This window comes from Neisseria subflava (assembly GCF_005221305.1).
GTDB lineage: Bacteria > Pseudomonadota > Gammaproteobacteria > Burkholderiales > Neisseriaceae > Neisseria > Neisseria subflava.
In genome coordinates, this window is sequence record NZ_CP039887.1 from 1,935,689 (window position 1) to 1,957,641 (window position 21,953).

Genomic DNA, 21,953 nt, shown 5'->3' on the forward strand with positions numbered 1-21,953 from the left:
GCGCCAACATTATTTTCAGACGGCCTTACATTGTTTAAACCACGCCGAAAAAGTAAAATACCTGTTTTCAAAGACTTTGGAGCCATCATGACCGTCAAAACCCGTTTCGCCCCCAGCCCCACCGGCTACCTGCACATCGGCGGTGTGCGCACCGCCTTGTTTTCATGGGCGTTTGCCCGTCATCACAAAGGCGAATTCCTATTGCGTATCGAAGACACTGACTTGGCGCGTTCCACCGCCGAATCCGTCAACATCATCCTCGACGGCATGAAATGGGTCGGCCTGAACTACGACAACGCCGACAACGTCGTTTACCAAACTCGCCGTTTCGACCGCTACAAAGAGGTCATTGCCGAACTTTTAGAAAAAGGCCATGCCTACTACTGCTATTGCAGCAAAGAAGAGTTGGAAGGCATGCGCGAGAAAGCCGAAAAAGAAGGCACGGCGACTTACGACCGCCGCTGGCGCCCCGAAGCAGGCAAAACCCTGCCCGAAATCCCTGCCGACGTGCAACCTGTCGTCCGCTTCAAAACGCCTTTGGACGGCGTTACCCAGTGGACGGACTTGGTCAAAGGCGAAATCTCCATTCCCAACGAAGCGCTCGACGACCTGATTATCGCCCGCGCCGACGGCACGCCGACCTACAACTTCTGCGTCGTCGTGGACGACTACGACATGGGCGTTACCCACGTTATCCGCGGCGACGACCATGTGAACAACACTCCGAAACAAATCAACATCTTAAAAGCCATCGGCGCAAACCTGCCCGAATACGGCCATCTGCCGATGATTCTTAACGAACAAGGCAAAAAAATCTCCAAACGCAGCGGTGATACCGTTGCTATTACCGATTTCGGCGCAATGGGCATCCTGCCCGAAGCCATGCTCAACTATCTGGCGCGTTTGGGTTGGGCGCACGGCGACGACGAGTTCTTCACGATGGAACAATTCATCGAATGGTTCGATTTGAAAGACGTTTCCCCGTCTCCCAGCCGTATGGACTTGAAAAAACTCTACTGGATCAACGGCGAACACATCAAAATCACCGCCAACGAAAAACTTGCCGAACTCGTCAAACCCCGCCTCGCCCTGCGCGACATTTACGACACGGCAAAACCTGCGTTGGAAGACGTGTTGGCACTGATCAAAGACCGCGCCCAAGACCTGAACACCCTCGCCGACGAGTGCCTCTACTTCTACGTCAAACAAACGCCTGCCGAAGCAGACGTGCAGAAACACTGGGACGACGAAGCTGCCGCCCGTATGCTGCGCTTTGCCGAACGCCTCGAAGGTTTGGAAGACTGGAATGCCGAAGCCATCCACGACCTGTTCAAACCCTTCTGCGACGAAGAAGGCATCAAAATGGGCAAACTCGGCATGCCCCTGCGCCTCGCCGTCTGCGGCACGGCGAAAACCCCCAGCGTCGATGCCGTGTTGGCATTGATCGGCAAAGAAGAAGTGTTGAAACGGATACGTTCGTAAGGCATGAATAATAAAAGGCCGTCTGAAAACTGGGGATACCAAGTTTTCAGACGGCCTTTTCTAATAAAACCAGAAAATAATGGAATAAGGCAGAGAATAATATGAGAAAATAATAGCGACCTGCCTGCTGCAACAGTTGATTGAATTAACTTTTATCAGCAGCCTGAATGTCCGGATTGGATAAAATAAACCATCAAGAACAAAGACCAACAAGCCTATTATGTACTTGGCGGCTGAAAAATCGGCTCTGCGCTTTACTTTACAAATCAAACAACTTTAAAGGAAAACCCATGAAAAAAACCTTACTTGCCCTGATGATGTTATCCGCCGCCGCCGCGTATGCCGGTGAGGCGGAAGACCGTTTGTTGTCCGTCCAATCAGTTTACCGTGCCGCTTTGCATGAGCAAAACAGCAACGACAGCAAAATCATTTCCCTGCAAAGCGATTTGGAAAGTGCGCAGCGCCGTTTGCAGGCAGCGCAATCTGATATTGACCGTTTGAAAGGCGAAATTCAAACGGCCTTGGCTCAGAAAGAGCAGCAAAATGCCAAGTTGCAACAGGCCGGCCAGATGTTGGACGCGGCTTGGAATGCCGTTTACGGTGCAGGCGGCAGCAAGGCGAAGCAATAATTTAGACATTGTATTATTTGCGTTTTACGCTTCTTTTATCATATTTATAAGGAAACCTCATGTCCCTACCTCCCTGCCCGAAATGCCACTCCGAATATACTTACGAAGACGGCGCTCAATACGTTTGCCCTGAGTGCGCCCATGAGTGGAACGAGGCCGATGCTGCGGCTGCAAGCGATGATGCCTTGGAAGTCAAAGATGCCAACGGCACGGTCTTGCAAGATGGCGATACGGTTGTCTTGATTAAAGATCTGAAAGTCAAAGGCAGCTCTATGGTCATCAAGCAAGGCACCAAAATCAAAGGCATCCGCTTGCAAGAGGGCGACCACAATATCGGTTGTAAAATCGATGGCAGCGCGATGAATTTGAAGTCTGAGTTCGTCAAAAAAGCCTAAAGATTTTATTTTTGAAAAGGCCGTCTGAAATCCGAAGATTAGGATTCAGACGGCCTTTATACATTCCATTCAAAATAAAACAAATCTTTATTTAAAATTAAATAAATTTGATAGATTTGAATTTGAGGTCGTCTGAAAAAGCAGCGGCAAAATGTTCCGCACATACGCGGGTGTAAAACCGTTAAAATAACGCTTTCTCCTATTCTACGGAATCATTATGCCTCAGCCGACCGCCAAACAGATTTTGCACGAAGTATTCGGTTATCCCGAATTTCGTGGCAAGCAGGAGGCTATCGTCAATGCTTTGGCCGGAGGCGAGAGTTTGATGGTGCTGATGCCGACGGGCGGGGGCAAGTCTTTGTGTTACCAGATTCCGGCGCTGATGCGCGAAGGCGTGGCGGTTGTCGTATCGCCGCTGATTGCGTTGATGAACGACCAAGTGGCCAGCCTGCATGTGGCCGGGATTGAAGCGGCGGCAGTCAACAGCAGCACATCGGCAGATGAGGCGCGCGAGATTGCCGACAAGCTTGCCCAAGGCCGTCTGAAACTGCTTTATGTCGCGCCGGAACGCTTGGTTACCGACCGCTTTTTGCGTTTTCTCGACCAACAAACCGTCAGCCTGTTTGCCATTGATGAGGCGCATTGCGTCAGCCAATGGGGACACGATTTCCGCCCCGAATATCAACAGCTCGGCATGCTTGCCGAACGCTATCCGAACATCCCGCGCATCGCCCTGACCGCTACCGCCGATGCGGCCACGCGCGCCGACATCAAGCATTATCTGCACTTGGACAATGCGCCCGAATTTATCTCCAGCTTTGACCGCCCGAATATTTATTATCAGGTTATCGAAAAAAATAATGGCAAAAAACAATTGCTGGATTTCATCCGCAAGCAGATGCATGGGCAAAGCGGCATTGTGTATTGCCTAAGCCGTAAAAAAGTTGAGGATGTGGCGCAGTTTTTGTGTGAAAACGGCTTGGAGGCGATTCCATATCATGCCGGTTTGAGCATGGACGTGCGTGAGGAAAACCAACGCCGCTTTACGCATGAAGACAATATTATTGTGGTGGCGACCGTGGCGTTCGGCATGGGCATAGACAAACCCGACGTGCGCTTTGTCGCCCATCTCGATATGCCCCAGAGTGTCGAACATTTCTATCAGGAATCGGGGCGCGCCGGCCGGGACGGGCTGCCAGCCGTGAGCTGGCTGTGTTACGGCTTGAACGATTGGGTGTTGCTGCGCGAACGGATTGCCGAAGGCAACAGCGACGAGGTGCAAAAGCAAATCGAAATGCAAAAACTCGATGCCATGCTTTCCGTCTGCGAAACCGCCGCCTGCCGCCGCGTACTGTTGCTCAAACATTTCGGCGAAGAATCCGAACCCTGCGGCCATTGCGACAACTGCCTGCATCCGCCCGTGCGGTTTGACGGTAGGGTGTTGGTGCAAAAATTACTCAGCTGCGTGTACCGCGCCGGACAACGCTTTGCCGCCGGTTACATCACCAACCTTTTGCGCGGTAAAAGCGACGATTGGATACAGCGCAACGGCCATGACAAGTTATCCACATTCGGCATCGGCAGCGAACAGACCGACAAGGAGTGGCGCAGTGTCATCCGCCAGTGCATCAGCCTGGGCTATCTCACCGTCAACGTCGAGCAACATCAAGCCTTGCAGCTGACCGAAGCGGCAAAAAAAGTCCTCAAGGGCGAAACCGAAGTCATGCTGCGCCCCCTGCGCCGCGAAAAAACGGCCACCCAAAAGCCGAAAGACGATTGGTTGCGTACCGAGCGCGAAGAGCGTTTGTGGCAGGCATTGCGCCAATGGCGGCAACAACGCGCCCGGGCAGAAGAAGTGCCGGCCTATGTGGTCTGCGGCGACAAAACCCTGCGCGATATTGTCGAAAAAATGCCCCGAAATTTGGAAGATTTACATCAAATCTACGGCTTGGGCGAGGCGAAAATCAATAAATTCGGTTTGGAGGTACTCGACGTTTGCGAAACGGCTGAAGCTGGTACGGTTTCCACAGACAGCGCACAAGTTATCCACAGCTTGGGCGAGCGCGAACAGGCCTTAAAACAGGCTTTGGAAACTTGGCGCGAGCAGCAGGCAAGTGCCGATCAAGTGACGCTGGGGACGGTATTCTCCAACGAAAGCATGGACGACTTGCTGACCAATACGCCTGCCGAACCCATCGACCTTTTGGGCGTGTATAAACTCGGCGAAAAACGTATCGAACAATACGGCGAGGGTATTTTAAACATCTGCAGCCCGTTTTCAGACGGCCTGAGCGAAGAGGACAAACGCAAACGCCGATTGATGCGCCGTTTGCTTCAGTGGAACATCGATACTGCCCGCCATGAAGGCCTCGAAGCCTATCAGATATGCAGTAAAGTCACCTTGCGCGCCATTGCCGCCCGACGGCCGCAAGATTTGGCGGAGCTGGCAGAAATCCACGGCATAAGTGTGGAAAAAACCGATAAATATGGCGCGGAAATTGTCGAATTGTGCAAACAAGCGGATTAATTGACCGCGTTTATTGTCAAAGGCCGTCTGAAACCCAATCAAGTATGGTGTTTCAGACGGCCTTTTTGAATTTTTAATTTTTATAAAACAATAAATAAGAAAATATTTGTATTGAATGTGTCAGTTTTTTGAGGCCGTCACGTCTAAACAGGCATGAAATATGGGATGGTGCCGATTGATTTTTCGTCCCATCCTATTCAACACACATCAATAAGGAAAATAAATGAACACCTCATCCAACCCCTCTTGGCAGGCTGCTTTCGGCTTGTTGACGCTCAGGCTTTTTGCCGCGTATGAATTTCTTGAGTCCGGCCTGGAAAAATGGAACGGGGAAAACTGGTTTGCAGATATCAACAGTCAATTTACCTTTCCGTTCAATTTGTTGCCGGATACGGTCAACTGGAATTTGGCCATGTGGGCGGAACTGGTTTTGCCTGCGCTACTCATCGTCGGCTTGGCAACGCGGCTGTCCGCGCTGGGATTGATGGTCGTAACGGCTGTCGCATGGTCTGCGGTACATGCCGGCTTGGGGTACAATGTGTGCGACAACGGTTATAAAATGGCACTGATTTATTTGGTGGTTTTATTTCCTGTCCTATTGCAGGGCGCAGGCGGTCTGTCTTTGGATGCCCTGCTGAAGAAACGCTGTTGCCGCATCAAGCATTTTCTTTAATGATTCACGGTCGCGGGCCGACTTTAAATGCCCGATATTATCCCTTGATTTATTTAAACCCATATTTTTAAAAGGAAGTTAAAATGAAAAAAAATGTAGCTGCTGCTCTGGCCGGTGCATTGTCCCTGTCTCTGGCTGCCGGTGTTGTTGCCGCTGATAAACCGTTAAGCAGCAAAGCAGGTGTTCAAAAATCTGCTCAAGGCTCTTGCGGTGCGGTTAAAGCCGGTGAAGGTTCATGCGGTGCAAGCGCTGTTTCTAAAGCAAGCGAAGGCAAATGTGGCGAAGGCAAATGCGGTTCAACCGTGGAAAAAACTCACGCTAAAAAAGGCAAAGCATCTAAAGCCAAAGCTGCCAAAGTAGTAGAAGGCAAATGCGGCGAAGGTAAATGCGGTTCTAAATAATCCTGCAATATACCTTTAACAAAGTCGCATTTTATAAACGAAAATGCGACTTTGTCGTTCATACGGCACCATAACAGGACATCACCATGATTCAACATGCAGGCTTGGGCTACCGCCGCGACTTGGCGGAAGACTTCCTCTCGCTTTCAGACGACAGCCCGATACGCTTTATCGAAGCCGCCCCCGAAAATTGGCTGAAAATGGGCGGCAGGGCGCGCAAACAGTTTGACCGCGTGGCAGAGCGGCTGCCGCTGGCATTGCACGGATTATCCATGTCATTGGGCGGACAAGCCCCGCTGGATACCGACTTGATAGACGGCATCAAAGAAATGATGCGCCGTTATGACTGCACGTTTTTCTCCGACCATTTGAGCTATTGCCACGATGGCGGTCATCTTTACGATTTGTTGCCGCTGCCTTTCACTGAAGAAATGGTGCGGCATACCGCGCGGCGTATCCGTGAAGTGCAAGACCGGTTGGGCTGCCGCATTGCCGTAGAAAACACTTCCTACTACCTGCATTCCCCGCTTGCCGAAATGAACGAAGTCGAGTTTCTCAACGCCGTTGCCCGCGAAGCCGACTGCGGCATTCATCTCGATGTGAATAATATCTACGTCAACGCCGTTAACCACGGACTGTTGTCGCCCGAAGCCTTTTTGGAAAACGTTGACGCAGAGCGCGTGTGCTACATCCACATCGCCGGACACGATGTCGAAACGCCGGAATTGTTGATTGATACGCATGGCGCGGCGGTTTTGCCGACTGTTTGGGATTTGCTCGAACTTGCCTACACCAAGCTGCCGACCATCCCGCCCACCCTGTTGGAACGCGATTTCAATTTCCCGCCTTTTGCCGAACTCGAAGCCGAAGTCGCCAAAATCGCCGACTATCAAATGCGTGCCGGAAAGGAATACCGCCGTGCAGCCTGAAACTTCCGCCCAATACCAACACCGCTTTGCCCAAGCCATACGCGAAGGCAAAGCCGCAGACGGATTGCCGCAAGAGCGGTTGAACGTCTATATCCGATTGATACGCAACAATATCCATAGCTTTATCGACCGCTGTTATACCGAAACGCTGCAATACTTTGACAGCGAAGAATGGGGCCGTCTGAAAGAAGGTTTCGTCCGCGACGCGCGCGCCCAAACGCCCTATTTTCAAGAAATCCCCGGCGAGTTCCTCCAATATTGCCAAAGCCTGCCGCTTTCAGACGACCTCTTGGCATTGATGGACTTTGAACACACCCAGCTGCTCGCCGAAACCGCTCAAACCGACAGCCAAACAACCCACGCCGATTCAGACGATTTAGCTTACACCCTTTCTCCCGCCGCCTTTGTGCGCCGTTATCAGTATGATGTGACCGATGAATTGCAGGAGGCGGAAACTGCTGTTTTGGTGTGGCGCGATAAGGAAGACGACGTGATGTATCAAACGCTTGATGGATTCGGTGCATTATTGCTGGAAACGCTGGCAGAAACGCCCACTTCCCTAAACGGCCTGCAAACCATGCTGGCAGAGTTCATGCCGTCTGAAAACGTTTGGCAGGACGCATTAAGGCAGAAATGGACGGATTGGCGGGAACAGGGCATTTTGGTTGCGGCATAAACCAAGGCCGTCTGAAACGGGTACTGCCGGTTTTGGCGAAACAAAAAAACTACTGAAATCGTTTATAGATTCAATCGCATGCTCTTTCCGTATCAGCGTAAAATCAGAAACATATTGATCATTCATTTCATACTGATACATTATGGCCCTACCCGAACTGACCGATGCCGAGCTTGTCGAATCCCGCAAACTGCTGTTGCGCTTTGCCCATATCCAGCTGCCCGACCGCCCCGATTTGGCGGAAGACCTCGTACAGGAAACCATGCTTTCCGCCTACCGTGCGGCCGAGGGTTTCAAAGGCGGCGCCCAAGTGAGCAGCTGGTTGTTTGCCATTTTGAAAAACAAAATCACCGACTGCCTGCGCCAAATCGGGCGGCAACGCCAAGTTTTCGTCACGCGCGACGAAGAAGCCTTAGATGAAGCCTTTGAAGGACATTTTGCCGCCGACGGGCATTGGACGGACGAAGGACAGCCTCAGGGTTGGGACTCGCCCGAAGCCAGTTTGAACAATAAAGAGTTCTATCAAGTTTTACAGACCTGCCTCTACCATCTGCCGGAAAATACCGCCCGCGTGTTTACCATGAAAGAGATCCTCGGTTTTTCAAGCGATGAAATCCGCGAACAATGCGGCATCAGCCATGCCAACTACCACACCATCATGCACCGCGCGCGCGAAACCTTGCGCCAGTGCCTGCAAATCAAATGGTTCTCCCATGCCTGACAGGAAAACGTCATGAAAAAATGCCGAAAAATAACCGATCTGATTTCCAAACAGCAAGACCAAGTGCGCCTCAGTCTTTTTAACCGTATTGCCCTTGCTGTGCACCTGTCGCTCTGCCCCCGTTGCCGCGAATATAAGAAACAGCTCGAATTAATCAGCAACGCCATGCACAAGATGTTTCGATGATTCAAAAAAAGGCCGTCTGAAACCTACCCCTGTCAGTTTCAGACGGCCTTTTTGTATCTGCTTTATGTATCGCTAATCTTGAATAAGACATGTTTTGCAGCTTACTTTTTTAGCAGTATTTGTTTTCAAACTTGCGCCGTTGGCCTTTGTTTTTGGAGGCATGGCTTAAGATTTTGATACGGTAGAACAAGATAAAGGCCGTCTGAAAGATAAATTTCAGACGGCCTTTTTCACGGCTCTTATTGTTGCTCTTCCGGCTCCGGTTTGTCTTTGCCGAACAGGTTGTCAAAGCGGATGGTGTATTTCAACTCGCCGCCTGAGGAGCGTGTGCCAATGCGGGCAACGGCTTGGATGGCGCGGGTCAGTTGGTACACGAGTTTGACGGATTGTTCGGCGCTGGAGATGCCGTATTCGTAACCTGCGTAGAGGTTGTTGGTGAGCTGTTTGCCGACAGTCAGGACTTGTTCGGCAGGGTTGAGCTCGCCGGTTTGGGCGTTGCGGCTGCGTTTACTGGTGAAGCCCAAATCATCGACAAGGCCGATGCGGTCGTTGACTTGGCCAGCAAGTAATGCGCTGGCGGCCGCAGAGAGCGTGGCGTTGTCGCCGTCGCTGCCGCTGCTGGCACGGTTGAGGATGAGCCAGGAGAGTTTGTCTTTTTCACTCATGGCTTCTTTGGCAACCAAGGTCACGCGCGGATTGTTAAGGCTGCCGAGAACTTCGACACCTGCACCGACCGGGGAGAGACGGCGTTCGGCACGGATGTTGAGGTTCGGATCGGTCAGTGGGCCGACGAAGGAAACCGCGCCTTTGGTGATTTCGAGGTCTTGGCCGTAGGCTTTGTAGCGGCCTTTGACAACACGAACGGTACCGACGCCTTGGACGGTTTCGCCCGGGCGGGAAGTGAGGGTCAGTTTGCCACCGATGGTAACGTCTGCGCCGTAGCCGACAAAACGGACATTGTCGTTGATGTTCAAGACAAGATTCATATTAATAGGCGTGGTGGCCGTTGTTTCTTTTGGGGTTTCGCCCAGTACGACCACGTCGTCATCGAGGGTCGGCATGGAGGATTTTTGCGAACCAAACCTGCCGAAGTCGGTGTTGAGTGTGCCGTTGAGCGATACGCCTTTTTCCGGATTGTAGAGGACTTTGGCCGCGCCGGAGAGCTGCAGTCGGCGGTTCGGACGCGAGAGGGTGCGGTATTTGTCGAAGACGATGTCCACGTCAACATCGGGATTGGCGTTGGCAAGGTTGACCGCGCCTTTGAGCTCAATCGTGCCGCCACGGTGGAATTTGAGGCTGTCGATCACCCATTTTTGACCCTGCAGGCGTGAACGCAATACGCCGTTGTCCAGAATCAGGCCTTGGGTTTGATGGCGGTAATAGAGGTTGTCGCCGTTAATCAGGCCGCTCAGTTGCGGATCGTTCAGACGGCCTGCCAAGTTGACGGCGACGTTCAGACGGCCTTTGAGGGTTTGGCCGACGGGCAGGAAGTTGCGGAAGACTTCGAGGTTGGCGACGTTCAGGTTAAGCTTGCCGCTCAGAGGGGCGGTATCGAAGCTGGTGCCCTGACCGATGTTGACGGTACCGTCGGCACGGCCGTAATTGGTTTGGAGGTCGAGGTTGCTGTTGACGGTAGGCGAACCGAGTCGGCCGCCGATGGTGGCGGTCGCGTTCAGACGGCCTGCAATGCCTTGGGCTGTCGCCGGCATAAAGGATTTGAGCGAGCCCAAATCGGGAACGCTGATATTGACCTTGCCGCTAACAGGGGCGTTGTTGATATTGTTGCCGAACTGTTGCGCGATGCCGAGCGTGCCGTTAACTTTGCCGAAGCGGGTGTTGCCTTCCAGCGTGCTGTCGATGCGGCCGTTTTGGAAACGGGTGCGCAGGGCGAGCGCGGAAAGTCCCAAAGGCTGTTTGTTTTTCGGGTCTTTGCTCGGCAGAATGATGTCGCCGCTTTGACGGTTGATGTTGAGGAAGCCACGCGCGTTTTGACTGTACGCCAAATCCCAGTCGCCGCCCAAAACGAGGTTGTGTTCGATAGGCGGAGTGTAGAAGTTGTGCAATTCGGTAATGTGCAGATTTTGTGCGCTGCCTTTACTGGTAATGCCGGCTTTCTTGTCCCAAACGAAATTTTGCAGGTTGAGGCTGCCACCCATGGCCGCCCAACGCGCGCTGCTGAGGGAAACGCGTTCGCTGCCGGCTTCGAGGTTGAGGCGGTTTTGCAGTTTGAGGTTGAACGCACCGTTGATGTCGAGCGTGTCAACCGTGCCTTTCCATTGTGTTTGGTCTTTGTTGAGACCGCCGGTGGCGTTGAGGTCGAGCTTGTAGCGTTTGTTGTCCACCGCCATGCTGCTGTTGCCGCGGATGTGGTGGTGCGAGCCTGTGCCGCTGATGAGCAGGTTGACGTTGTCGATCATGGCCGCGCCGCCGGAGACGGCGATGTGTTCGCCTTTAATATCGGCACTCAACGGACGGTTGGTGTCGGGCGAACCCTTAAGCTTGAAGTCGAGGGTGCGGATGTTGACGGCATCGGCGACTTTGAAGTTGCGCGCTTCGCCGTTCAAATCAGCTTCAAGGGTTTTGAGGCCGTCTGAAAAGCTGCCGGAGATGTAGCCGCGCGCGTTGAGCAGCCCACCCAAGCCGAAGCCGAAACGCGACAAATCGGGGGCGGTAATATTGAGGTTGAGGCGGTCGTCTTTTTTACCGAAGCTGCCGTTGGTTTTGACGATGTTGTTGCCGAGGGTCAGATCGGTCAGGGCGCGTGAGAGGTGTTTGTTTTCATAAGCGACGTCGGCTTTGCCGCTGAGCGGAACGCCGTTGAGCGTACTCGGTGCAAACTGCATTTTGCCGGCGAATTTTTCTTGCGCCAGGATGCCGGTCAAGTTGATGTTGCCGTTGACACTACCTTGCGGAAGCTGCGGATCGATGCGCGCAGGGTTGAAGGCTTTGCTGACGATGTCCAGTTGCAGTTTGCGGTCTTTGAAGAGTTCGAGCGAGCCTTTGGCGTTGAGTTCGCCGCCGTTTTGCGGAACCAGGCGGACTTTGTCGAGCTTGAGCGTGTGCTGGCCGAGCTGTTTGTCGGTTTGGAAAAACAGCATGCCGTCTGTACGTGCAAATCCGCTGTCGAGATTCCAGTTAACGACAGGGGAGGAGGTTTCGCCTTTGACGTCGATACTGCCGTTCAGACGGCCTGCGATGTTTTGACGGACAAAGTCGTCTGCGCCGGTATTGTTGATGCCCAGTGCGAGTTTGAGCTGGTCTTGGGCGGTATCGATTGAGCCGGACACATCGATGCTGCCGTCTTTGAGCAGGTCGACGCCGATGTCTTCAATCATGACCGTGCCTTTATCGTCGACGATGAATTCGCCGAGGATGCGTTTGACAGGGATATAATTTTCATCGGCAAAACCGGCTTGGTCGTTTTCCAAGTCAATCGAGCCTTCCAACGCAACGCCGTTGGTAAACGACGGAATGGTGGTGGCGTCGAAATTCAGGCGCGCTTTGGGCAGGCTGGGCAGGAAGGCCTGCGGATTGATGTTGGAACCTTTAATCAGGATTTCGCCGACGGTTTCATTGAGGCTGTCGGCGAATGGATGAATAGTGGATTTTGCAGACAAATGAACGTTGTCGCTATCGAGCAGTAGGTCGGTGGATACGTCTTGCAGGCTGCCCCACAGGCGTACCGTACCATGTAGGGTTTCGCCCTCAAGCTGGCCTTTGGTGTAGATGGCGGTATTGAGGACGTAGGGTTTGTTCAAACCGATCACTACCGCGCCTGTCGAGCTGCTCCATGGCGTATCGGCGGTTTTGATGTGGAGGCGGTGTTCTTTTTTGTCGTAATGATAGGCCGCGTGCAGATGGTCGAGATAGACGGTCTGCTTGTCAAAACGCTTGCCCACGCTGATTTTGCCGGTTTCCAAACGGTCGAGATAGGCGGTAACGGGCAGGTCTATGCTGTCGGGCAGGCCTTTTGATGGCTCTTCTTCTTTGGGCGGCGTGCGTTTGGTCACGATGGCGATGTCGCCGGCCACGACTTCGGTAATGTGCAAGGATGGACGGGTCAACTCGGACGGTTTCCAATCAAAGCGGAAGCTGCTGATTTTGATGTCCGCACCTTCTGTTTCAATCAACCATTTGTCGCCTTCAAAACCTTCAATCAGCGTGCCCTTCAGCGTGTCCGAAGAGATTTTGACGCCGAACCATGACGGGATTTTGTACAAACCGAAACGCAAACCCGATTCCGTACCGACCAGCCAGCCGATTGCGCCGGCGGAAACGGTCAATACGCCCAAGGCGGACAGGACAAAGCCGCGCAACAGGCGTTTTTTGCGCTTTGGCGGGGCGGACTGTTGTTCAGACGGCGTGGAAGTGTTTGCAGTATCGGTCATGATATTTTTCTGTTTGTCTGTTTTTCAGACGGCCTGAAATGGCTGAGGCCGTCTGAAAGAATGGATGGTGAGTATGTTTTTAAAACCTTGTGCCCAAGCTGATGTGCCAGCGGATTTTCTTGTCGTGGTGGCCGTAGGCAATATCGAAGGAGAACGGTGCAACCGGGCTGAACCAGCGCACGCCCAAGCCGGTACCGTGTTTTAAGGTCATGTGTTTGAAGTTGCTTGCCGCATCGCCGACATCGTGGAAGATGGCGCCGGAGAAGCTCTTGGTAACCGGGAATTGATATTCAAGGCTGCCGACCACCAAGGCGCGTTGCGGCAGGACGGAGCCGTTGGGGCCGGCCAAGCCGATGCTGTCAAGTTCGTAACCGCGTACGGAAGTTGCGCCTCCGGTGCGGAACATCAGGCTGGACGGCACTTCTTCGCCTTCGCGGGCATAAACGTAGCCTGCCTGTCCGCGTACGATGAATGTACCGATTTTTTTGTTTTCAGGCGTGAAGAAATAGCCTGCCCGTGCCGTGGCGCGTGCCATTTGGGTGGAGGAGAGGAATTTGCCCAAGGTTGTGCCGATTTTGCCGTCGAGGTAGTAGCCGTTTTGAGGGTGCAGCTCGGTTTCAATGCTTTGCCGTTTCCATGAGGCGGTCAGCATGGTGGCATGGCTTCGGCCCAAATCGTAGCTGGTGTCGGGGACTTTGCGGTCTTCGGTAATAAATTCGAGGCCGAAGCGGGCATCGATATTATTGCGGTCGCGGACATACCAAATGCCGCTGGTCAGGGCGCGTTTTTCAAGGTTTTGCGTGGTCGAGCGGTTGTAGGAAACGTTGCTGGTCCAGTAGTTGCCGCGGTTGTTGCGCGGTTGGCTGATACCGGCGGCCAGCGTGGTTTCGTATTTGTCCATGTCCCAAACGATGGAACCGATGTAACCCTTGTTAAAGAGGTTGTAATAGTCGTAGGCGATGCGGCCGCCGATTCCGTATTCGGAGTCGTAGCGGATACCGGTTTCCAGTTTGTGGCGTTTGACTTCGGTCACGTTGATTTTGACGGGAACGCGGTCGCCTTGCAGTTGATCGAAATCGGCCTGTACGGACGCGCCGGAGTAGTGGCCGTTTTGCTCGAGTGCCTGTTGCAGGTCGAGGATTTTGTCCAAGTCGTAAGGCGAACCGGGGTGGAAACGTGCCATGCCGGAAACCACGCTCTCAGGGTAGCGGCGCGTGCCGGTGATTTGGAAATCGCCAAAGTAAATGGGGCGGTTGCTCTCCACGATGACGTTCAAGTCGGCTTTTTGGGTATTGGGATTGATGGTGGCTTGGGTGGTGGTGAGTTTCGCCAAAGGGTATTTTTTACGTGTTACCGCGCTGAGGACGGAGGTTTTACTTGCACTCCAGCCGTCTTGGTCGAAGTTTTCGCCAACAGGCTGCTGCCAGTTTTCCATCGCATTTTGGTAGTACTCGGCCAAGTTGTCGTCATTCAATACGTCGCCGAGGATGGCCACGCTGACGTTGTCGACTTTGGTGCGCGGGCCGGGGGTGACGTTGACGGTATAGCTCTCGCCGTGGTCTTGAATATTGACGTTGCTGTTGAAGTAGCCTTTGGTCCGGAGCATGGTTTTGGCGTTGTCGGGTGCCTCTTCGGCGAGGAAGCCGACCTGTTCTTTATCCAGCTCTTCTTCCTGCTGCTGGGTAATCAGCGGCAGGTATTCTTCAAGCATTTCTTTGACTTCGCTGTCTTGAGTGTCGATTTTGACGGGGAATTTGGGCTTGAGTTTGCCTGTTTGGTCGTCTTTGGGCTGCTTGGGCATTTCGGATTCGGGAACAGCTTCGTAGTCTTCCGCTTTGGGAACGGAAGTATCTACTGCCAACGCGTGTCCGTAGGCGAGCGCCAATGATGCAAATAAAACAGGGTAGGTCAGTTTGGTCATGATGTGTGTTCGACAGCGACAATTCTTTAGTTTGGGGATTTTAACATTATTTCTGCAAGCTTTCAGGCTATGGATATAAACGGAAATTTAGCGCAATAACGTTGCAAAATGCGACATAAGGGAGGATTTTGGTTTTTTCTATCTGATTGTAATAGTTATGTTTTGTGTTTTGACTGATGAATTTGCCTTTGTATTCGGCCTTATGGTGCAGATTTCAGGCCGTCCGAAATCAAGATACAGAGGGATAAGGCAACGGTATGGGCATACTTTAAAGTAGGGTTTGAGCGGATTTGCTCATATTTTTGGAATAAAGTGCCAACTTTGTCATAAATGCTAAACTTTAATGCTGTTTTTGTGAGGTGTGCATGAAAACCTCGCCGACAAATGATTTTTTATTTTAGAATGTAAGACTTTTTTAACATATCTTTAAATTGTGAAGGAACGGATATGGCAAGTGGCAATCCGATTTTGAACGCGCTCAATCGCGTCAGCCTGGTGGCGCAAATCGCCATCGGCTTGGTTTTAGGTATTATTGTGGGTGCAATTTCGCCGCAAGTCGGTATCAGCGCAGGACTGCTGGGCAGCCTGTTTGTCGGTGCGCTTAAGGCTATCGCGCCGATTTTGGTATTTGTTTTGGTGACTGCCGCCATTGCGCAACACCAAAAAGGCAATCAGGCCCACATCAAACCGATTTTGATTTTGTATATTTTCGGTACGTTTGCTGCGGCTGTGGTGGCAGTCATTGCCAGTATGGCATTCCCGACCACGCTGATTCTGCGTACGGCCGGTGATGTATCCGTTGCGCCGCCTTCCGGCATTGTCGAAGTATTGAAAACACTACTGATGAATTTGGTGGCCAACCCGATTAACGCGCTGGCCAATGCCAACTATATCGGCATTTTGGCTTGGGCCTTGGTATTGGGTGCGGCTTTGCGCCATCACGGTTCGGATACGACCCGCCAAGTGGCGGCCGACTTGGCCGATACCGTTTCGACCGTCGTGAAGTGGATTATCCGTTTTGCGCCGTTGGGTATTTTCGGCTTGGTGTCTTCTACTATCGCGGAAACCGGTTTTGAAGCGCTTGCCGGTTATATGCAGCTGTTGGCTGTATTACTCGGCTGTATGCTGTTTATTGCTTTGGTGGTCAACCCGATTATTGTGTGGTCGCAAATCCGCCGCAACCCTTTCCCACTGGTGTTTACCTGCCTGCGCGAAAGTGGCGTTTATGCCTTCTTTACCCGTTCTTCCGCCGCCAATATCCCTGTGAACATGGCATTGGCGAAAAAACTGGGCTTACACGAAGACACTTACTCTATCTCCATTCCATTGGGTGCAACCATCAATATGGCCGGTGCGGCAATCACCATTACCGTTTTGGCGATGGCTGCGGCGCACACGCAAGGCATTACGGTTGACTTCGCCACTGCCCTGCTGCTGAGCCTGGTGGCAACTGTCAGCGCGTGCGGTGCATCCGGTGTGGCCGGCGGCTCGTTGCTGCTGATTCCTTTGGCGTGCAGCCTGTTCGGTATCGATAACGATGTGGCCATGCAGGTGGTTGCCGTCGGCTTCATCATCGGCGTGATTCAAGACTCTGCAGAAACTGCGTTAAACTCTTCCACTGACGTCTTGTTTACTGCCGCTGCCGATTTGGGCCGTCAACGTAAAGAGTGATTTTTAAGGGCAACCTAAATCCAGCAAAGGCCGTCTGAAAAGTTTCAGACGGCCTTTGTTTTATGCAAAGAAAAGGGATTTTTAGATGGTCACGCCGAGAGATTGGTTTGGTCGGACTAACGGTATCCGCTGTCATCAGTTGGATTTTTACCGTAAAATACAGTCTTGAATGTATTTGAACACCTCTTTTCAGACGGCCTGACCGTCTTATCACATTTGCAAAAACAATGATTAAAAAAATATTCTCATGGTTCGAATCCCGAATCGACCCCTATCCCGAAGCCGCCCCGAAAACGCCTGAAAAAGGGCTGTGGCGGTTTGTCTGGAGCAACATCGAAGGCTTGCGCAAATGGATTGCCGTATTGGCGGTGTTTACCGCCGGTATCGGCATTATGGAAGCCCTGCTGTTTCAATTTATGGGCAAAGTCGTGGACTGGCTCGGCAAATACACGCCCGCCACCCTGTTTGCCGAAAAAGGCTGGGCGTTGACAGCAATGGCGGGGATGATGGTGTTTTTCGCCCTCTGGACCTTCCTCGCGTCCAACGTGCGCCTGCAAACCCTGCAAGGCGTGTTCCCCATGCGCCTGCGCTGGAATTTCCACCGCCTGATGCTGGGACAAAGCCTCGGTTTTTATCAGGACGAATTTGCCGGCCGTGTGTCCGCCAAAGTCATGCAGACCGCGCTGGCGATGCGCGACGTGGTGATGACGGTTGCCGACATGGTTGTGTATGTGCTGGTGTATTTCATCACGTCCGGCGTGATTTTGATTTCGTTCGACAGCTGGTTGCTGTTGCCCTTTATCGGCTGGATTATCGGCTTCGCCTTAGTGATGCGCTTCCTGATTCCCAAGCTCGGCAAAACCGCCGCGCGGCAGGCGGATGCGCGCTCGCTGATGACCGGCCGCATTACCGATGCCTATTCCAACATCACCACCGTCAAACTCTTCTCCCACGGCGCGCGCGAAGCGGCTTACGCCAAGCAGTCGATGGAAGAATTTATGGTTACGGTACACGCCCAAATGCGTTTGGCGACGCTGCTGCACACATGCAGCTTCATCGTCAACAGCTCGCTGACCGCCGGCACGACCGCGCTGGGCATCTGGCTTTGGTATCACGGACAAGTCGGCGTCGGCGCGGTTGCCACAGCCACAGCCATGGCGTTGCGCGTCAACGGTTTGTCGCAATACATCATGTGGGAATCCGCCCGATTGTTTGAAAACATCGGCACTGTCGGCGACGGCATGGCCACCCTGTCCAAACCCCACACCATCCTCGACAAACCGCACGCCCTGCCGCTGAAAGTTACCCGAGGCGAAATCAAGTTTGATCACGTCGATTTCTCCTACGAAGCAGGCAAACCGCTCCTCAACGGCTTTAATCTGAACATCAAACCCGGCGAAAAAGTCGGCTTGATCGGCCGCAGCGGCGCAGGCAAGTCCACCATCGTCAACCTGCTCCTGCGCTTTTACGAACCGCAAAGCGGCACGATTTCGATCGACGGCCAAACCGTGGACAGCGTTACCCAAGAAAGCCTGCGCGCCCAAATCGGTTTGGTAACGCAAGATACCTCCCTCTTGCACCGTTCCGTCCGCGACAACATTATCTACGGCCGTCCCGATGCGAGCGAAGCCGAGATGATTTCCGCCGCCGAACGCGCCGAGGCCGCCGGTTTTATTCCTAACTTAAGTGATGCCAAAGGCCGACGAGGCTATGACGCACACGTCGGTGAACGCGGCGTGAAACTTTCCGGCGGCCAGCGCCAACGTATCGCCATCGCCCGTGTCATGCTCAAAGACGCGCCGATTCTGTTGCTTGACGAAGCCACCAGTGCACTCGACTCCGAAGTTGAAGCCGCCATCCAAGAAAGCCTCGACAAAATGATGGAAGGCAAAACCGTGATTGCCATCGCCCACCGCCTCTCCACCATCGCCGCGATGGACCGCCTCATCGTCTTGGACAAAGGCCGCATCATCGAAGAAGGCAGCCACACCGAGTTGCTCGAGAAACAAGGCCTGTATGCCAAACTTTGGGCACACCAAAGCGGCGGCTTCTTGAGTGAGCATGTCGAGTGGGAAAACAATTAAACGCTTTGAAAGAAGATAAAAGGCCGTCTGAAACGGATTTTCAGACGGCCTTTATTAATGAAGCAAAGGGCAGGCGGGATAACCGCCTTTTTTTAGTTGAAACCTTAGTTTTTTACAGCCCCAACGACCAAGCATTTTGGTGTTCGGACAAGTCTTCCAAGCGGTTTTCGTAATGGGCGAAGATTTCTTCGATGATTTCGTCTTCGTCGTCGATGACGCGGATCAGGTTTAAATCCTCTTCCAAAATCAGGTTTCTGCTCAGCAACTGCTCGCGTATCCAGTCCAACAATCCTGCCCAAAATGCTTTGCCCACTAAGATAATCGGGCGGTCTGGCGTTTTGCCGGTTTGCACCAAGGTCAGGCTTTCAAACAATTCGTCCAACGTGCCGAAACCGCCGGGCATGACGACATACGCCACGGCGTGTTTGACGAACATGACTTTGCGCGGGAAAAAGTGTTGGAATTTAATCGACAAATCCTGATACGGATTGGCTTTTTGCTCGTGCGGCAACACGATATTCAGCCCCACCGCCGGACTTGCGCCTGCAAACGCGCCTTTGTTAGCCGCTTCCATAATGCCCGGCCCGCCGCCGGAAATCACGGAAAATCCGGCATCCGACAGTTTGCGTGCCAAGCGTAATGTGAACTCGTAGTCAGGATGGTTTTCGGGCGTGCGCGCGCTGCCGTAAATGCTGACGGCTGGCTGAATGGCGCGCAATTCTTCGCCGGCCTCGACAAATTCGGAAATAATCTTCAATACATGATACGACTCGCGCGCCTGAATATCGCGGCGGGTTTCGTCGGGCAGCATGGGTTTGGGCAGTTTTTTGAGCAGGCTCACGGCTTTTCCTTCGTGTTTTTATGTGCAGTATTGTAACCCGAAAGGGGCGGGCCGTCTGAAAGTTGGGTTTCGGCGGCAAGTGTTTCTGCCACATCTTCAAAAGCCCGTTACAATATCTGCTTTTATTCAACTGCTCCGCCATGCTCGATATTATCCACCGCGACAGCCGCACCATCGCCGTCAACAAACCTGCCGGAATGCTGGTACACCGAAGCTGGTTAGACAAACACGAAACCCGTTTTGCCGTGCAGACCCTGCGCGATCAAATCGGGCAGCACGTTTATCCCGTCCACCGCCTCGACCGCCCGACTTCCGGCGTCTTGTTGTTTGCCCTCGATACGGAAGCCGCACGGTTATTGACGCAGCAGTTTGAAAACAAAACTATCGAAAAAACTTATTGGGCGATAGTTCGCGGTCATCTGCCTTCAGACGGCCTGATTGATTACGCCCTCAAATATATGCCTGACAAAATCGCCGAAGCGCAGACCGAAGCCACATTGCAGGAAGCGCAAACCGCCTACCGTTGTCTGGCACAAACCGAGTTGCCGTTCCAATCGGCCCTGCGTTATCCGACCTCGCGTTATTCGTGGGCCGAACTCACGCCGCACACCGGTCGCAAACACCAACTCCGCCGCCATATGAAACACATTTTTCACCCCATCGTCGGCGACACCAACTACGGCGATTTGCGCCAAAACCATGCCGTTGCCGAACATATCGGCACGCAACGCCTGATGTTGCACGCGCGAAGCCTCAGTTTTCAAAGCATAGAAGACGGCAGCCGGATGACTGTAAACGCGCCGATAGACAACGACTGGCGGCTTTGGATGGAAAAATTCAAAACCGAGGCCGTCTGAAAATCCAAACTGCACATTTTCAGACGGCCCGGTCATGGAAAAAAACAGGCAAATCCCTTACAATACGCCCCTAAAATTTTGAAAGCACACAAGAATCATGGAAGCCGAAGTAATCAACCAGCTCAACAACACCCTGAACGATTTGGAAAAGCGCAGCGAAGACATCCGCGTCTATATGGACTATCAGGGCAAGAAAGACCGATTGGAAGAAGTCATCGGCCTTTCCGAAGACCCTGAGCTGTGGAACGACCCGAAACGCGCCCAAGAAATCGGCAAAGAGCGCAAAATCCTTGAAGGTATCGTAGTGACCCTCGACAACATCGCCACAGGTATCGAAGACAACCGCATGCTGATTGAAATGGCCGTCGAAGAAAACGATGAAGAAGGTTTTGCCGCCGTGCAGGAAGACGTGGCCGGTTTGGAAAAACAAATGGCCGACCTCGAATTCAAACGAATGTTCAACCAGCCTGCCGACCCGAACAACTGCTTTATCGACATTACCGCAGGCGCAGGCGGTACTGAAGCCGAAGATTGGGCGGGTATGCTGTTCCGCATGTACAGCCGCTACGCCGAGCGTAAAGGCTTCAAAATCGAAATCCTCGAAGAAGACGACGGCGAAATCGCAGGCATCAACCGCGCCACCATCCGCGTGGAAGGCGAATACGCCTACGGCCTGCTGCGTACCGAAACCGGCGTTCACCGCCTGGTTCGCTATTCGCCGTTTGACTCCAACAACAAACGCCACACGTCTTTCTCATCCGTATTTGTTTACCCCGAAATCGACGACTCCATCGAAATCGAAATCAACCCGGCCGATTTGCGTATCGACACTTACCGTGCATCCGGTGCCGGCGGTCAGCACATTAACAAAACAGACTCCGCCGTGCGTATTACCCACGAGCCGACGGGAATTGTGGTGCAATGTCAAAACGACCGTTCGCAACACGCCAACAAAGCCGCTGCGATGGAAATGTTGAAATCCAAACTGTATGAATTGGAAATGCGTAAACGCAACGAAGAGAAGCAGGCGTTGGAAGAAGGCAAGTCCGATGTGGGTTGGGGCAGCCAAATCCGCTCATATGTTTTGGACTCCTCACGCATCAAAGACTTGCGTACAGGCTACGAAGTCGGCAACACCAAAGCCGTATTGGACGGCGACTTGGACGGCTTCATCGAAGCCAGCCTGAAACAAGGTGTGTAAACCGTAAGAGACAAACAGGCCGTCTGAAAGATTTCAGACGGCCTGTTTGTTAGTAACTATACCTACGACTACTGAAAAAATTAAATTAAAAAAAAATCTAAATCTATAAAATATAGAAACGGAAATAAAAGTCCGTGTATCTGAAAACTTAAGTATAGAATGGAGCAATAATGGCAAATAATCAGACAGGCAACAGTAACCCAAACTGGCCAAGCAAAACAGGTAATCCGTCAGGCGGCGGACGTGGTAACAATCCCCCGTCAGGTAGCGGAAAATCTGGTGGGGGCAAAAAATAAACAATTTCTTTAAGCCCTACTTTTTTAAGTAGGGCTTTATTTTATCTGTTATTTGTATCACATAGTTTTCAGGCA

General features: G+C 52.6%; 17 protein-coding genes and 1 pseudogene. 14 read left to right on the top strand and 4 right to left on the bottom strand.

From position 1 onward, the window contains the following. Positions 1-87 precede the first annotated feature (87 nt). From gltX to FAH66_RS09530, 10 genes are all read left to right on the top strand, one after another. Positions 88-1,482, top strand: a complete 1,395-nt coding sequence (gene gltX / locus FAH66_RS09485; protein WP_137041408.1) for a glutamate--tRNA ligase — start codon at positions 88-90, stop codon at positions 1,480-1,482. 290 nt (positions 1,483-1,772) lie between these two features. Then, complete coding sequence (locus tag FAH66_RS09490; RefSeq protein ID WP_003686752.1) at positions 1,773-2,111, top strand: hypothetical protein; 339 nt, start codon at positions 1,773-1,775, stop codon at positions 2,109-2,111. Between the two features lie 59 nt (positions 2,112-2,170). Beyond that, entirely contained in the window at positions 2,171-2,506 is a 336-nt protein-coding gene (locus FAH66_RS09495) for a zinc ribbon domain-containing protein YjdM (RefSeq protein WP_137041409.1), read from the top strand. A gap of 217 nt (positions 2,507-2,723) precedes the next feature. Next, positions 2,724-5,033, top strand: coding sequence for a DNA helicase RecQ (gene recQ / locus FAH66_RS09500; protein WP_137041410.1), 2,310 nt, complete (start codon positions 2,724-2,726; stop codon positions 5,031-5,033). Positions 5,034-5,256: 223 nt separating this feature from the next. Continuing rightward, positions 5,257-5,706 (top strand): HvfX family Cu-binding RiPP maturation protein, encoded by a 450-nt coding sequence (locus FAH66_RS09505; protein ID WP_137041411.1) that lies wholly within the window; start codon positions 5,257-5,259, stop codon positions 5,704-5,706. 83 nt (positions 5,707-5,789) lie between these two features. Further along, a complete protein-coding gene (locus FAH66_RS09510; RefSeq protein WP_003686668.1) occupies positions 5,790-6,107 on the top strand; it encodes an HvfA family oxazolone/thioamide-modified RiPP metallophore in 318 nt (105 codons plus the stop codon). 86 nt (positions 6,108-6,193) lie between these two features. Then, positions 6,194-7,036, top strand: a complete 843-nt coding sequence (locus tag FAH66_RS09515; RefSeq protein WP_137041412.1) for an HvfB family MNIO-type RiPP peptide maturase — start codon at positions 6,194-6,196, stop codon at positions 7,034-7,036. After that, the gene (locus FAH66_RS09520) at positions 7,026-7,712 is read left to right on the top strand and encodes an HvfC family RiPP maturation protein (RefSeq protein ID WP_137041413.1); all 687 of its coding nucleotides are present in this window, start codon (positions 7,026-7,028) and stop codon (positions 7,710-7,712) included. Before FAH66_RS09515 ends, FAH66_RS09520 begins: the two co-directional genes overlap by 11 nt. A gap of 142 nt (positions 7,713-7,854) precedes the next feature. After that, positions 7,855-8,433, top strand: a complete 579-nt coding sequence (locus FAH66_RS09525; protein WP_137041414.1) for a sigma-70 family RNA polymerase sigma factor — start codon at positions 7,855-7,857, stop codon at positions 8,431-8,433. 12 nt (positions 8,434-8,445) lie between these two features. Next, positions 8,446-8,619, top strand: a complete 174-nt coding sequence (locus FAH66_RS09530) for an anti-sigma factor family protein (protein ID WP_049323681.1) — start codon at positions 8,446-8,448, stop codon at positions 8,617-8,619. A gap of 239 nt (positions 8,620-8,858) precedes the next feature. Here FAH66_RS09530 and FAH66_RS09540 read toward each other — a convergent pair whose 3' ends face one another. The 3 genes and pseudogenes from FAH66_RS09540 to FAH66_RS09545 form a co-directional block, all read right to left on the bottom strand. Beyond that, a complete protein-coding gene (locus FAH66_RS09540) occupies positions 8,859-13,007 on the bottom strand; it encodes a translocation/assembly module TamB domain-containing protein (RefSeq protein WP_137041416.1) in 4,149 nt (1,382 codons plus the stop codon). Further along, the gene (locus FAH66_RS11245) at positions 13,004-13,183 is read right to left on the bottom strand and encodes a M78 family metallopeptidase domain-containing protein (RefSeq protein WP_372512715.1); all 180 of its coding nucleotides are present in this window, start codon (positions 13,181-13,183) and stop codon (positions 13,004-13,006) included. The genes FAH66_RS09540 and FAH66_RS11245 overlap by 4 nt, the downstream gene beginning before the upstream one ends. Then, positions 13,150-14,928: pseudogene (locus FAH66_RS09545) on the bottom strand (autotransporter assembly complex protein TamA); the annotation flags it as partial. The pseudogene FAH66_RS09545 and the gene FAH66_RS11245, both read right to left, overlap by 34 nt. Before the next feature lie 447 nt (positions 14,929-15,375). Here FAH66_RS09545 and sstT point away from each other — a divergent pair. Beyond that, complete coding sequence (gene sstT / locus FAH66_RS09550) at positions 15,376-16,599, top strand: serine/threonine transporter SstT (RefSeq protein WP_137041418.1); 1,224 nt, start codon at positions 15,376-15,378, stop codon at positions 16,597-16,599. Positions 16,600-16,826: 227 nt separating this feature from the next. Next, entirely contained in the window at positions 16,827-18,683 is a 1,857-nt protein-coding gene (locus FAH66_RS09555; protein ID WP_137041419.1) for an ABC transporter ATP-binding protein, read from the top strand. Positions 18,684-18,795: 112 nt separating this feature from the next. On the opposite strand, the gene FAH66_RS09560 is transcribed toward FAH66_RS09555, so the two are convergent. Continuing rightward, positions 18,796-19,524, bottom strand: coding sequence for an LOG family protein (locus tag FAH66_RS09560; RefSeq protein ID WP_137041420.1), 729 nt, complete (start codon positions 19,522-19,524; stop codon positions 18,796-18,798). Positions 19,525-19,664: 140 nt separating this feature from the next. Here FAH66_RS09560 and truC point away from each other — a divergent pair, with 140 nt between their 5' ends. Beyond that, positions 19,665-20,381 carry a tRNA pseudouridine(65) synthase TruC gene (gene truC / locus FAH66_RS09565; protein ID WP_049352517.1) on the top strand — a complete coding sequence of 239 codons (717 nt, stop codon included), beginning with the start codon at positions 19,665-19,667 and terminating at the stop codon, positions 20,379-20,381. A 97-nt stretch (positions 20,382-20,478) separates the two neighbouring features. Beyond that, the gene (prfB, locus tag FAH66_RS09570) at positions 20,479-21,582 is read left to right on the top strand and encodes a peptide chain release factor 2 (RefSeq protein WP_049328751.1); all 1,104 of its coding nucleotides are present in this window, start codon (positions 20,479-20,481) and stop codon (positions 21,580-21,582) included. The last annotated feature ends 371 nt before the right edge of the window (positions 21,583-21,953 follow it).